14 protein-coding genes are annotated in these 11,937 nt (G+C 73.1%); 8 read left to right on the top strand and 6 right to left on the bottom strand.

The window, feature by feature from the left end; genetic code table 11:
• The first annotated feature begins 4 nt into the window (after nucleotides 1-4).
• Nucleotides 5-526 (top strand): hypothetical protein, encoded by a 522-nt coding sequence (locus QRT03_RS27555; protein WP_286056357.1) that lies wholly within the window; start codon nucleotides 5-7, stop codon nucleotides 524-526.
• Here QRT03_RS27555 and QRT03_RS27550 read toward each other — a convergent pair.
• Nucleotides 483-1,523 (bottom strand): NADP-dependent oxidoreductase, encoded by a 1,041-nt coding sequence (locus QRT03_RS27550; protein WP_286056356.1) that lies wholly within the window; start codon nucleotides 1,521-1,523, stop codon nucleotides 483-485. The two genes, QRT03_RS27555 and QRT03_RS27550, sit on opposite strands and share 44 nt — an antisense overlap.
• Nucleotides 1,524-1,619: 96 nt before the next feature.
• Here QRT03_RS27550 and QRT03_RS27545 point away from each other — a divergent pair, with 96 nt between their 5' ends.
• Nucleotides 1,620-2,162 (top strand): TetR/AcrR family transcriptional regulator, encoded by a 543-nt coding sequence (locus QRT03_RS27545; RefSeq protein WP_286056355.1) that lies wholly within the window; start codon nucleotides 1,620-1,622, stop codon nucleotides 2,160-2,162.
• A 3-nt stretch (nucleotides 2,163-2,165) separates the two neighbouring features.
• Here QRT03_RS27545 and QRT03_RS27540 read toward each other — a convergent pair whose 3' ends face one another.
• Nucleotides 2,166-2,804: a TetR/AcrR family transcriptional regulator gene (locus QRT03_RS27540; protein ID WP_286056354.1), complete on the bottom strand. Its 639-nt coding sequence runs from the start codon at nucleotides 2,802-2,804 to the stop codon at nucleotides 2,166-2,168.
• A 116-nt stretch (nucleotides 2,805-2,920) separates the two neighbouring features.
• Here QRT03_RS27540 and QRT03_RS27535 point away from each other — a divergent pair, with 116 nt between their 5' ends.
• From QRT03_RS27535 to QRT03_RS27520, 4 genes are read left to right on the top strand one after another with little or no spacing between them, the layout of a single operon-like run.
• Entirely contained in the window at nucleotides 2,921-3,859 is a 939-nt protein-coding gene (locus QRT03_RS27535; RefSeq protein WP_286056353.1) for a fumarylacetoacetate hydrolase family protein, read from the top strand.
• 11 nt (nucleotides 3,860-3,870) lie between these two features.
• Entirely contained in the window at nucleotides 3,871-4,845 is a 975-nt protein-coding gene (locus tag QRT03_RS27530; RefSeq protein WP_286056352.1) for an MBL fold metallo-hydrolase, read from the top strand.
• 8 nt (nucleotides 4,846-4,853) lie between these two features.
• Nucleotides 4,854-5,981 (top strand): cobalamin-independent methionine synthase II family protein, encoded by a 1,128-nt coding sequence (locus QRT03_RS27525; RefSeq protein WP_286056351.1) that lies wholly within the window; start codon nucleotides 4,854-4,856, stop codon nucleotides 5,979-5,981.
• Nucleotides 5,982-6,012: 31 nt separating this feature from the next.
• Nucleotides 6,013-7,041, top strand: a complete 1,029-nt coding sequence (locus QRT03_RS27520; protein WP_286056350.1) for a class I SAM-dependent methyltransferase — start codon at nucleotides 6,013-6,015, stop codon at nucleotides 7,039-7,041.
• Nucleotides 7,042-7,056: 15 nt separating this feature from the next.
• Here QRT03_RS27520 and QRT03_RS27515 read toward each other — a convergent pair whose 3' ends face one another.
• A complete protein-coding gene (locus QRT03_RS27515) occupies nucleotides 7,057-7,821 on the bottom strand; it encodes an alpha/beta fold hydrolase (protein ID WP_286056349.1) in 765 nt (254 codons plus the stop codon).
• A gap of 93 nt (nucleotides 7,822-7,914) precedes the next feature.
• Here QRT03_RS27515 and QRT03_RS27510 point away from each other — a divergent pair, with 93 nt between their 5' ends.
• Nucleotides 7,915-8,751 (top strand): CHASE3 domain-containing protein, encoded by an 837-nt coding sequence (locus QRT03_RS27510; protein ID WP_286056348.1) that lies wholly within the window; start codon nucleotides 7,915-7,917, stop codon nucleotides 8,749-8,751.
• A gap of 50 nt (nucleotides 8,752-8,801) precedes the next feature.
• On the opposite strand, the gene QRT03_RS27505 is transcribed toward QRT03_RS27510, so the two are convergent.
• Nucleotides 8,802-9,428, bottom strand: a complete 627-nt coding sequence (locus QRT03_RS27505) for a TetR/AcrR family transcriptional regulator (RefSeq protein WP_286056347.1) — start codon at nucleotides 9,426-9,428, stop codon at nucleotides 8,802-8,804.
• Nucleotides 9,429-9,496: 68 nt separating this feature from the next.
• Between QRT03_RS27505 and QRT03_RS27500 the strand changes: the two genes are divergently transcribed.
• Nucleotides 9,497-10,384 carry a sterol desaturase family protein gene (locus QRT03_RS27500; RefSeq protein ID WP_286056346.1) on the top strand — a complete coding sequence of 296 codons (888 nt, stop codon included), beginning with the start codon at nucleotides 9,497-9,499 and terminating at the stop codon, nucleotides 10,382-10,384.
• Nucleotides 10,385-10,733: 349 nt separating this feature from the next.
• On the opposite strand, the gene QRT03_RS27495 is transcribed toward QRT03_RS27500, so the two are convergent.
• Nucleotides 10,734-11,480: an aspartate/glutamate racemase family protein gene (locus tag QRT03_RS27495; RefSeq protein ID WP_286056345.1), complete on the bottom strand. Its 747-nt coding sequence runs from the start codon at nucleotides 11,478-11,480 to the stop codon at nucleotides 10,734-10,736.
• 13 nt (nucleotides 11,481-11,493) lie between these two features.
• On the bottom strand, nucleotides 11,494-11,931 hold the full coding sequence (locus QRT03_RS27490) for a tautomerase family protein (protein WP_286056344.1): 438 nt from the start codon (nucleotides 11,929-11,931) through the stop codon (nucleotides 11,494-11,496).
• Nucleotides 11,932-11,937: the final 6 nt, after the last annotated feature.

Raw genomic sequence — 11,937 nt, 5'->3', positions numbered from 1 at the left:
GCTCGTGGCCGTGCAGCAGCGCCGTCGAGAACGCCGGCCCGTGGACGTGCGGGCGTGGGGTGTGGCGCTCGCGGTGTGGTGCCTCGTGTTCGCCGTGCCGCATGTCGCCTGGGCGCTCGGGAGCCGAGCCGGTCTCGGAGGGGAGACGGCCGCCGCCGACGCGGCCCTGTCGACGGGCTGGTTCGCGACCTACAACGCGGTGACGGCCGTGCTCGCCCTGGCCGGCGTGGTCGTCGGGCTCGCGACGGCCCTCGGACCAGCCGGTCGACACCTCGCCCCGAGGTGGTGGCCGCGCGTGCTCCTGGGCGTCGCGGTGCTGCTCGTCCTCCGCGGGCTGGTCGGTCTGACCGGCCTCGTGATCGATCTCCTCGGCTCCGGTATCACGTCCCCGCCCGTGCTCGTGGCCATCGAACCGTGGTTCGTCCTCGGCGGCGTGGCCTGCGCCGGGCTCGCGCGGGCGATCCGGCGGTCGAGGGGGAGCATCAGGTCGAAGGGGACGACGTCGAGGTCCCGTCCGCGACGGTGAGCACGATCTTGCCCTGGATGTGGCCCTGCGCCGCCCGTGCGTGGGCCTCGGCGGCGTCGGCGAGCTCGAAGGAGGCGTCGATCGCCGGGCGCACCGTCCCGGCGTCCACCAGGCCGGCGAGCTGCGCCAGCTGCGCGCCGTTCGCGCGGACCTGGGTGGCGGTCGCGGTGATCCCGCGGGCCGCGACCTCGTCGGTGTCGTACCGCGCGAGGTAGACCGGGAAGATCGAGCCGCCCCGCCGGACCGCGGGCAGGAAGCGGCGGCTCTCCGGGCCCCCGACGACGTCGAGGACGAGGTCGACCTCGCCGACGGCCTCCTCGGGCCGCTGCTCGGTGTAGTCGATGACCTCCTGGGCGCCGAGGTCGAGCAGGAACCTCCGGTGGCGCCCCGAGGCGACCGCGGTCACGTGGGCGCCCTGCCACACCGCGAGCTGGACGGCGAGGTGCCCGACCCCGCCCGCGGCGCCGTTGACCAGCACGGTGGTGCCGGGTCCCAGGGGGACGGGCCGGTGCGCGGCGTCCTGGAAGGGGGAGGGGTGGTCGTGACCGAGGTCGATCAGGAACTGCCAGGCGGTCAGCCCCGCCATCGGCAGTGCGGCCGCGTGCGCGTGGTCGAGCGACGCGGGCTTGCGGGCGAGGTCCTCGACGGGCGCGACGACGTACTCCGCGTAGGCGTCGGCGTTCATCGGCTCGGGGAAGCGCAGCATCCCGAAGACCTCGTCACCGACGGCGAGATCGGTGACCCCCTCGCCCAGGGCCGTGACCACGCCGGAGACGTCCGTCCCGGGGATCAGCGGCAGGTCCATCGGGGGACGGAGATCGGCGGGGACGTCCGGCATCCCCTCGCGCAGGTACCAGTCCGGCGGGTTGAGCCCGACCGCGTGCACCGCCACGAGCACCTCCCCGCGGCCGGCCGACGGCACCGGCACCCGGTCGGTGTGCAGGACCTCAGGGCCCCCGAACTCGGACAACCGGACCGCTCGCATCGTCGGCGCCATCGCGTCCTCCTCGCTGTTCGTCGTGGTGCGCTACCGTGAAGCGGAGCACCGCCCCACTTAAGCGGAGCGGTGACCCGGTTGTCAACGTGGAGAGCTATGCGGGCGGATGCGCGGAAGAACTACGAGCACCTGGTCGCCGTCGCGGGGGTCGTGGTGGCCGAGCAGGGTGCCGAGGCGTCGCTGCGCGACGTCGCCCGCCGCGCCGAGGTCGGCCTGGGGACCCTGTACCGGCACTTCCCGACCCGCGAGGCGCTGCTCGAGGCGCTGCTGCGGAGCAGCTTCGACGAGATGACCGCGCAGGCGGCCGAGCTGGAGTCGGCGGAGCCGGGTGAGGCGCTGCTGACGTGGGTGCGGGACTGCGTCCGATTCACCACGACCTACCGGGGCGTCACCGAGGTGATGGTGTCGGCGATCGAGGAGCCCGACTCCGCCCTGCACGCCTCGTGCGTGGCGCTGCGATCCTCGGGTGCCCGCCTGCTCGCCCGCGCCCAGGAGGCCGGCGTGGCGCGGGCCGGGATGGACGGCACGGACCTCTTCGCGCTCATCGCGGCCCTGGCGTGGCTCGGTGACCAGCCGGTCCTCGCGTCTCGGGCGGACCGCCTATTCGACGAGATCGCCCACCCCGCGCTGCTGCGCTGACCGCTACCTCGGCACCGGGCTCGGTCCGGCGAGCGCACCGACGAGCACGGTGTCCAGCACCGCGGCGAGCTCCCGGTCGAGGTCGAACGGGGCCGGCTCGACCTCGATCCAGCGCACGACCGCGGAGTAGTAGCCCAGCGCCAGCAGTCGCCCGACCTGGGCGGCGTCGGTGCCCGGGCGCAGCGGCTCGCCGCTCGCGGTGATCAGTTCCGCAAGGTCGTGGCCCAGGGTGTGGCCGCGGAACACGTCGTTGGCCTTGAGCGAGAGCGACATCAACGCCGTCGTCTCGATCCGCGTCCCGGCGTTGACCGCCGCGAGGCCGGAGAAGTAGCTCCCGAGGACCTCGCGCAGCGGACGGGTCGACGGCGCGGCGTCCTCCAGGGCGCGGGCGGCCCGTTCCCGACGGCGGCGGGCCCACTCCTCGAGGAACAGCGCCTTGCGGGAGAAGTGGTTGAACACCGTCGTGCGGGCCAGACCGGCACGGGCCGCGATGTCGTCCATCGACGTCTCGTCGAAGCCCCGTTCCACGAACAGGGCGATGGCGGCCGCGTAGACGCGGTCCCGGCGCTCATGGCGTTTGCGGGTCCGGGTGCTGACCGCCGGGAGGTCGACCACGCCCGCCGTCGCTGCTCGCGGGTCCATCACGAGCAGTGAAGCACAGGTGACGAAGCCGTACTCCAGTCTTGATTCGGGTCACACCTCGCCGTAGCTTCCTTCTCGAAGCTGTACTCGGGTGCGGATTCAGCGTGGAGGCCGCCGTGAAGTGGGTGACGTACGAGGCCGAGTCCGGGCCGCGCGCCGGGCTGCTGACCGACGACGGGATCCGCGGCCTCCCGCCCGGAACCACGGTGCTGTCGCTGCTGGAGGACGGGGCCCTCGACGACGCCGCGGCGACTGCGCGGCGGGAGCCGGAGGAGGTCCGGGCCCCGGACGAGGTCCGGCTCCTCGCCCCGATCCCGCGCCCGCCGTCGATCCGCGACGGGTTGTCCTTCCTCGACCACCTGCGGGGCTGCTACCGCGCCCTCGGGCGCCCGCCGGAGCTGCACCCGGCGTGGTCGCAGGCGCCGGCGTTCTACTTCGGCAACCCCGCCGCGGTCGTCGGGCCGCACGACGACGTCGCGATCGCGCCCGGCTCGCGCATGTTCGACCTCGAGCTGGAGGTCGGCGCCGTCGTCGGACGCCCCGGACGCGACCTGCACCCGGACACGGCAGCCGACCACATCGTCGGGTTCACGTTCTTCAACGACTGGACCGCGCGCGACCACCAGATGCGGGACATGGCCCAGGGCATCGGCATGGGCAAGGCGAAGGACATGGCGATCACCCTCGGCCCGGCGCTGGTCACGGTCGACGAGCTCGAGGCCTACCGCGGGCCGGATGGGTACGCGTTCGAGGTCGCGGCGACGGTCAACGGACGAGAGATCGCGAAGGGCTCGCTGGCCGGCATGGACTGGACCTGGGGCGAGCAGCTCGCCTACATGTCCCGCGGCACCGACCTGCGCCCCGGCGACGTCATCGGCTCGGGCACCGTCCCCGGAGGCTGCCTCCTCGAGCACGTCGACACCCCGGACCCCTTCGCGTTCACGGGCTGGCTCGCGCCCGGCGACGTCGTCTCCCTGTCGTCCGAGGTGCTGGGGGAGACCCGCCAGACGGTGCGGGAGGCCGCACCCATGACCCCGCTGCGCACCGGCTACTGAGGAAGGTCCCGATGAGCACCCTCGACTACCGCAAGGGACACCACGACCTCGGGCAGGGCTGCCACGCGTGGCTGCAGCCCGACGGGAGCTGGGGGTGGAGCAACTCCGGCTTGATCACCGGGTCCGGCACCTCGCTCATGGTCGACACGCTGTTCGACCTGCCCCTGACCCGGGAGATGCTCGCCGGCCTCTCACCGGTCCTCGACCAGCACCCGCTGCGGACCCTGGTCAACACGCACTCGGACCCCGACCACGTCAACGGCAACGAGCTGGTCGCCGCGCCCGACGTCGAGATCGTCGCCTCGGCCGCCGCGGCCGAGCTGATGACCCAGGAGGCCCTCGACGCGGTGGCGCGGGTCAAGCACCTCGACGGCACCCTCGGCGAGTTCGCCCGGCACATCTTCGGGCCGTTCGAGCTGGACGGGATCACCGCGACCGGCCCGGACCGCACCTTCTCCGGGGAGGAGAGCGTCGACGTCGGCGGGCGCGAGGTCCGGCTGATCCAGGTCGGGCCCGCACACACCCCGGGCGACGCGCTCGTGCACGTCCCGGACGCCCGGCTGCTCTACGCCGGCGACGTGCTCTTCGTGGGCGGCACCCCGATCGCCTGGGCCGGGCCGATCGACCGCTGGATCGCAGCCCTGGACCTGATCCTCGACATGGACGTCGAGACGATCGTCCCGGGCCACGGTCCGGTCAGCGGCAAGAGCGAGGTCTCGACGATGCGGGAGTACCTGGTCTCGGTCGAGGCCCAGGCCCGGAAGCGGTTCGAGGACGGCCTCGACGTCGACCAGGCCATCGCGTCCATCGACCTCGGGCGGTTCGCCGACCTGCCCGAGCACGGCCGCCTCGCCCAGAACGTGCTCAACGTCTACCAGCAGCTCGACCCCACGATCCCGCGCCCGGACCGGTTGACCGTCCTGACGAAGATCGCCGCGCTCGAGGGCTTCAGCCCCGCGGCGTTCGACGACGCCACGACTCCCTGAGGACACCCATGAGCAGCGTGCGCACGACCCACGTCGGCAGTCTCCCGCGCCCCGGGGAACTGACCCGCCTGATGTACCTCCACCAGGAGGGGAAGGGCGACGAGGCCGAGCTCGAGGCCGCCGTCGCCGATGCCGTGCACGACGTCGTCGCGATGCAGCACGGCGCGGGCATCGACGTCGTCTCGGACGGCGAGATGGGCAAGCCCGGGTTCGTCAACTACGTGCGCGAGCGCCTCGCGGGCTTCGGCGGGCAGGCCCCGTCGTGGAGCATCGACGACCTCGAGGCCGCGCCCGAGCTGGCGATCGCGCAGTACGGCGGCCAGGCCGGGGCGCACATCATGCCCGCGAACTGCGAGGGACCGGTGAGCTACGTCGGCGCCGCGGCCGTCCAGCGCGACCTGGACACCCTGCGGCTCGCGCTGGACAAGACCGGGCACCGCGACGCGTTCGTCCCGGCCGCCTCCCCGGGCTGCATCGCCACCGGCAGCCCGAACCTGCACTATCCCGACTACGACAGCTATCTCGACGCCCTGGCCGACGCGATGGCCGTCGAGTACCGCGCGATCGTCGACGCCGGTCTGCTGCTCCAGCTGGACTGCCCGGACATCCCGATGGCCGCCCACACCGCGTTCTGGTGCCGCGACGAGGTACGACGACGGGGGCTGGTGGCGTTCGCGGAGCGGCACGTGGCCGCCATCGACCGGGCGCTGGAGGGGATCGACCCGTCCCGGGTGCGCCTGCACATGTGCTGGGGCAACTACGAGGGCCCGCACCACCTCGACGCGCCCTTGGCCGAGCTGCTCCCGCCGGTGCTCGCCGCCCGTCCGACCATGATCTCGTTCGAGGGCGCCAACCCCCGGCACGAGCACGAGTGGGCCGACCTCGACGGGCTCGCGATCCCCGACGACAAGGTCCTGATGCCCGGCGTCGTCGACACCCTGAACAACATCGTCGAGCACCCGCGGCTCATCGCCCAGCGCCTGGAGCGCTACGCCGCGGTCGTCGGGCCCGAACGCGTCATCGCGAGCACCGACTGCGGCTTCGGCACCTTCGTCGGCTTCGGCCGCGTCGGCGCGCAGGTCGCCGAGATGAAGCTGCGGGCGATGGCGGAGGGCGCCGCCCTGGTCGGGTCGTGATCACGTTCGGTCCGGGTCCTAGCCTGACGCGGTGTCCACGGCGATGGAGGGCGGCGGGGCCTACAACGCCCACGCGTCGGCGCAGGCGGCGTCGGCGACCTTCGGTCTCGACCAGGTCCGCGCCGCCGCGACGAGCGCGCCGGTCGATCCGGGTGGGTGGGTGACGATCGCGGACTACGGCGCCTCGGAGGGGCGGAACTCGCTCGTGCCGATGAGCGCGGCGGTGGCGTCGGTCCGCGAGGCCCATGGGGCGGACCGGCCGATCTGGGTGGTCCACACCGATCTCCCCGACAACGACTTCGCGTCGCTGTTCACCACCGTGGCCGACGACCCGGGGAGCTACCGCGGCCCCGGCGTGTACACCGCGGCGGTCGGCCGGTCGTTCTACGAGCAGGTGCTCCCCGCCGCCTCGGTGTCCCTGGGCTGGAGCTCGATCGCCGTGCACTGGCTGCGGACGGCGCCCGGGCTGGCCGACGGCGTGTGGCCCAGCGCCGCGACCGCCGAGGAGTACCGCGCCTGGGCGCAGGCCGGGGCGGACGACTGGAGCGCGTTCCTGACGGCGCGCGCCGAGGAGATGCTGCCCGGGGCGCGGCTCGTGGTCGTCGTCGGGGCCGCCCACGGCGAGGGCCGGACGCGGCGCTCCGGGGCGGAGCGGGCCATGGACGAGGTCACCCGGGGGCTGGGGGAGCTGGTCGACCGGGGCGTGGTCACCGAGGCCGAGCGGGCCGCGATGACGATCCCGGCGTGGTACCGCACCGAGGCCGAGTGGGCGGCGCCGTTCGCCGACGGGGGAGACCTCGTGCTCGAGGAGTTGCGGTTCGTGGACCTCGGCGACCCGCTGTGGCAGCAGACGCCCGGTGCGGACTACCCGGGCGCCGTCGCCGCGGCGCTGCGGGTGTCGTTCGGTCCCTCGCTGCTGCAGGGTCTGGACCCGGACCGGCGCGCCGCCGTCGCCACCGCGCTGTTCGACGACCACCTCGCGCGGGCGATCGCGGCCGCTCCACCGGGGCCCTGGTTCGACTGGCGGCTCGCCGTGCTGGTCGTCGCGAAGCCGGGGTGAGCGGCCCGCGCCGACTCAGGCGCTCCAGGCCCGGGCGCGCCAGAAGGCGGTGAGCACCCGCGCCGCGCGGGCCGGGTCCTCGGCCATCCACCAGTGGCCCAGCCCGTCGAGCACCGTCACCTCCGCGCCCGCGCGCTCCGCGGCACGCCGCCGGAGCTCCTCGGTGCCGCCGAAGGGGTCCGCCGTCGCGATGATGCCGAGGCCCGGACGCGCCGCGAGGGCCGGCAGTCCCTTGCCGAGTTCCGCCATGGCCGGCTGGGCGGCGGAACGGTAGAGCGCGAGGACCGCCCGCTTCATCTCCTCGCCCTGCATGCCCGCGATCTGCAGGGCCTCGGCGTGTCCGATGCCGAGGCCCTCCATCCGTTCGGCCCGCTGCTCGGGGGTCCCACCGAACATCTCGTCGAGGTTGGCCTCGCCGTCGCCGGGGGTCTGCCAGATCTGCGCGAGGTCGTGCCAGGTGTAGTCCGGCTCGAAGAGGCTCAGTGCGTCACTGGCCCAGCTCCGGACCAGCTCCGGACGCGTCATGAGCGCGTTCACGACGTGGCCTCCGCCCCAGTCGTGCCCCAGCACGTCGACGGGCCGGGCGAGGCGTTCGAGCTCGCCGATCAGCCAGTCGCGGTAGGCGGTCACGGTCGCGGGGAAGTCGTCCGGCAGGGGCACGCCGAACCCGGGCGGGGCGAGCCGCACGACGTCGTCCACGCCCGCGCGGGCCAGCTCGGCCACCAGCGGGTCCCACAACGCCGTGCTCTCCGGGTTGCCGTGCACCAGAACCACCGTCATGGCGCCGAATCCTGCACTCCCCGCGCGGTCGCGGCCACGTCGGGGACGACCGACCCGGCGCCCGGGCGCGCGCCGATGTCGTACTGTCCGAGGGTGGCCCGGGGGTTCGCCGACAGGCTGGGCGCCCTCGTCGCCCCGGCCCTGCGCTGGTGGGAGCGGATACCGATCCGCGTCCAGGGGCGGATCACGGTGGCCCTGCCGTTGGTGGCGGTGCTGATCTCGGCGGTCCTGGCGCTCAACGGGAACCTGGCCCGGGTCGCCATCGAGACCGACATCCAGCGCAAGTTCGAGATGACCGCCGCCCTGGGCGACCTGTCGTCGTTGATGGTCAACGCCGAGACCGGCGTCCGCGGCTACCTGCTCACGGGGCAGGACGAGTTCCTGGAGCCGTTCGATCAGGCCTCCCGGGAGCTACCGTCGGCCTTCGGCCGGCTGGCGACGTTGACGCCCGAGGAGCCGGGGGAGGTCCCCCGCGAGGAGATGACCGCACGGTTGCAGGCACTGCGGACCCTGACCGGGCAGCAGATGGCGGACCTGTCGTTCCAGCGGCAGTTCGTCGTCGGCGGAGGGAGTCCGGCCGACCCGGAGATCCGGCGGCACCTGGAGTTCGGGAAGGGGCTGATGGACCGTATCCGCGCGGAGGTGGGGGACTTCCAGGCCGAGCAGCGGGCGCTGCTCGACGAGCGGCTCTCGGACATCAACGCGATCCGGGTGCGGGACTACGTCTCGGTCGCGCTCGCGCTGGTGGCGGCGCTCGCCACCCGTTTCCTCGCCTGGTTCCTCTTCCGCCGCGGCATCCTGCGCCGGGTCGACCGGCTCACCACCTGCCTGCGGGACCGTCGTGCCGGCGCGCCGTCGGCGCTGCCGGAGCCGACCAAGCGGGATCAGATGGGTGACCTCGAGCGCGAGGTCCACCTGCTCGACCGGTGACGCACGACGTCACGGGAGCACCCGGGTGCGATGAACGGGCCCATTGGGCGTCAGTCGCGACGCCGGACGTGGTCGGACACCAGCGCGCCGATCAGTCGCGTGACCCGCTGCGTCATCTCGTCGGCGCCCTCGTCGGGATGGGCCACCCACCAGTCCATGAGGGAGTCGACGATGCCCAGCCACGTCCGGACCATCGCCGAGACGTCGAGGTCGTCGGTGATCCCGGCGTCGCCCAGCAGCTCGAGCACCCCCTCGTGGGCGAGGGTCTCGATGCGCGCGGCGTAGCGCCCGGCGACCTCGGCCGCGGCGCCGTCCGCCGGGGCGGTGCGGTCACGCAGGAGGCGCCAGACGTGGCGACGGTCCTCGAGCACCGCGAACATCGCCGCCAGCGTGCGCACCCCGCGCTCGACGCCGGTGCTCCCGTCGCGCGCGACCCGCTCGATCTCGCCGGCCAGCAGGTCGCCCGCGTCGGCGAGGCATGCAGCGTGCAGGCCCTCCTTCGAGCCGAAGTAGCTGTACACGAGCGCCTTGGAGATGCCGGCCGCCCGCGCGACGTCCGCCACGCCGGTGCCCGCGAATCCGTCGGTGCCGAAGGCGATCGACGCGACCCGCACGATCTCCTGCTCCCGCGCGGCGCGAGGGACCCCCTTCGTGCCGGCGTTCGGTCGGGTGGCCACGGCGAGACCCTAGCGCCGGATATGACCACGAGGTAACTTACCCAGCGGTCATATCGAAGGAGGGGCGGATGGACGCGCTGCTCGACCCCATGCAGAACCCGGTCACCTACGCGGCCCCGTTCTTCGTGCTGGCGATCCTCGTCGAGCTCGCCGCCCTGCGGTGGCTCGACCACGACGACTCGGTCACCGGCTACGCCCTGCGCGACGCGCGGACGTCGATCTCCATGGGCGTCGTGTCGCTGGTCTTCCTGACGCTGTTCAAGGTGGTCACGTTCCTCGCCTTCAGCGTCGTGTACGTCCACCTCGCCCCGTTCCACCTGCCCACGGACACGTGGTGGTACTGGGTGCTGGTCGTCCTGGGGGTCGACCTCGGCTACTACGGACACCACCGGTTCAGCCACCGGGTGCGGATCGCCTGGGCCGGGCACCAGGCGCACCACTCCAGCGAGTTCATGAACTTCGGCACCGCGCTGCGCCAGAAGTGGAACCCGTGGTTCGAGTTCTTCTTCTGGCTGCCCTTGCCGCTGCTCGGCTTCGCGCCCTGGACGCTCTATGCGGCGTTCGGCGTCAATCTGGTCTTCCAGTTCTTCGTGCACACCGAGCTCGTCGACAAGCTGCCGCGGCCCGTCGAGTTCGTGTTCAACACGCCGTCCCACCACCGCGTGCACCACGGCCGCGACCCCGAGTACCTCGACCGCAATTACGGCGGCATCCTCATCGTCTGGGACCGGCTGTTCGGCACCTTCGCCGCCGAGCGGCGGCGCCCGACGTACGGGCTGACCACTCCCGTCGAGACCTACAACGTCATGACGCTGCAGTACGGCCACTACGCCGACATCGCCCGCGACGTCCGGGCGGCACAGCGCTGGCGCGACCGGCTCGGGTACGTCCTCGGCCCGCCCGGCTGGACCCCGTCGGGCGGACCGGCGCCGGAGCCGACCCTGCCGCGACGCTGACGATCCATCACTCCGGGCGCGGAGGCTCGAGAGGTACAGCACGCACCCTGAGGGACGGTCCGAGGTGCCCGCTCTGCTTCTCGTCAACGCGCACCCGCTGGACCGTTCGCGAGCGCTACGTGAGACCCGTCGTCGGGCCCGCGCACGTGCGTCACGTCGATCTCGGCGCCGCCGTCCACCACGCCCGCGGCCGACGCCCGCGACACCGTTGCGCCGCGCACACGGTCCGAGCAGGTCGCACGCCCCGACACTCTCGTTGCGTGACGCAACGCCACGCCGGCGGCACGCCGACCTCCCCCTCCGTGTGCGCGACGCAATGCACCACCGGCGCCGCCGCGAGGATCGCGCTCTAGGTCGGGGCCGACCGCAGACCCGCGTGCCGACCTCCCCGCCAGGTGGGCAGCGGAGTCTCGGCCAGGGCCACGTCGAGGGCCCGGTCGGCGAGCACCGTGGTCGAGTCGATGACGGGGAGCGGGCTGTCCTCGGGTGCGAGGAGGAGCGGGAGCTCCGTCGACGCGAGGGCGACCGCGTCGCACCCCCGGTCGGCCAGACCGCGCACGACCTCGACGCCCCAGGCTCGGGACGGCTCGCTCGCAGCGCCGTCGACCAGCTCGCCGAAGATGATCTCGTCGAGCCGCTGCGCGTCCTCGGGCGCGGGCGTCTCGACCTCGATCCCGGCGGCGCCGAGCCGGTCCCGGTAGAGGTCGCTCCCGGTGGTGAAGGCCGTCCCGAGGACGCCGACCCGCCGCCGACCGGCCGCGCGGGCCTCGTCGGCGACGGCCTGGACGATGTGGATCCCGGGCAGGGCCAGGTCGGATCCCATCGTGTCGAGGACGAGGTGCACCGTGTTGTCGGGGCAGACGAAGAAGTCCGCGCCCGACGCAGCCAGACGGTCGACGCTCCTCGCGAGGGAGGTCGCGACCGCCCCGAGGTCTCCCCTCCGCCAGGCCTGCAGGTGATGGCCGAACCCGATGTAGTCCAGGCTGACGTCGGGGTACGTGTGGCCGCTCAGCTGCGCGGCCCCCGCGCGGCAGTAGCGCAGGAAGCACCGGGCGGCCCCGTCGGGATTGGCGGCGAGGATGCCGAGGTGTGGCACGGTTCCCCCTCGGTCAGACGTACTGCTGGTACTTGCCGGGGAACTGCTCGTTGATCTTCCTCATCCACTGCACCTCGGCCTCGTGGACGGGCTCGGGCAGCACCATCCCGGCCTCCATGAGCCAGCTGCTGGGGGTGTCGCTGACGACGACGACGACCTGGTCGGCCGGCAGGTCGACGACGTCCTGGATGACCTCGTAGAGCTTGTCCATCAGCTCGTGGCGGGTCTGCTCGGAGCGTCCCGCGCGACATACGGCGTTGAGGATGAACGACGGCTCGATCCTCCCCGCGGTGTACATCAGGCCCAGCGGCATCGGCTGGAACACGACGCGGATGAACGGGTCGGGCGCGCCGGTGACGTGGTGGTGGGTGTGGGTGAAGCGGGTGGCGAGCGCGGTGCGCTGCTCCTCGGTGAGATCCACACCGCTGGTCACGACCTGGTAGACGGGCATCGGGAA

The sequence above is a fragment of the Actinomycetospora termitidis genome, from assembly GCF_030286555.1.
Classification (GTDB): domain Bacteria; phylum Actinomycetota; class Actinomycetes; order Mycobacteriales; family Pseudonocardiaceae; genus Actinomycetospora; species Actinomycetospora termitidis.
Note: the sequence above shows the minus strand (reverse complement) of the source record. Positions and strands in the feature narration are given on the sequence as shown.

Bases quoted from the DNA above. Each gene is read 5' to 3' on its own strand.
- QRT03_RS27490 (WP_286056344.1), bottom strand. From the start codon at position 11,931: ATGCCCGTCTACCAGGTCGTGACCAGCGGTGTGGATCTCACCGAGGAG.
- QRT03_RS27500 (WP_286056346.1), top strand. From the start codon at position 9,497: ATGGACGCGCTGCTCGACCCCATGCAGAACCCGGTCACCTACGCGGCC.
- QRT03_RS27545 (WP_286056355.1), top strand. From the start codon at position 1,620: ATGCGGGCGGATGCGCGGAAGAACTACGAGCACCTGGTCGCCGTCGCG.
- QRT03_RS27540 (WP_286056354.1), bottom strand. From the start codon at position 2,804: ATGGACCCGCGAGCAGCGACGGCGGGCGTGGTCGACCTCCCGGCGGTC.
- QRT03_RS27530 (WP_286056352.1), top strand. From the start codon at position 3,871: ATGAGCACCCTCGACTACCGCAAGGGACACCACGACCTCGGGCAGGGC.
- QRT03_RS27550 (WP_286056356.1), bottom strand. From the start codon at position 1,523: ATGGCGCCGACGATGCGAGCGGTCCGGTTGTCCGAGTTCGGGGGCCCT.
- QRT03_RS27525 (WP_286056351.1), top strand. From the start codon at position 4,854: ATGAGCAGCGTGCGCACGACCCACGTCGGCAGTCTCCCGCGCCCCGGG.
- QRT03_RS27515 (WP_286056349.1), bottom strand. From the start codon at position 7,821: ATGACGGTGGTTCTGGTGCACGGCAACCCGGAGAGCACGGCGTTGTGG.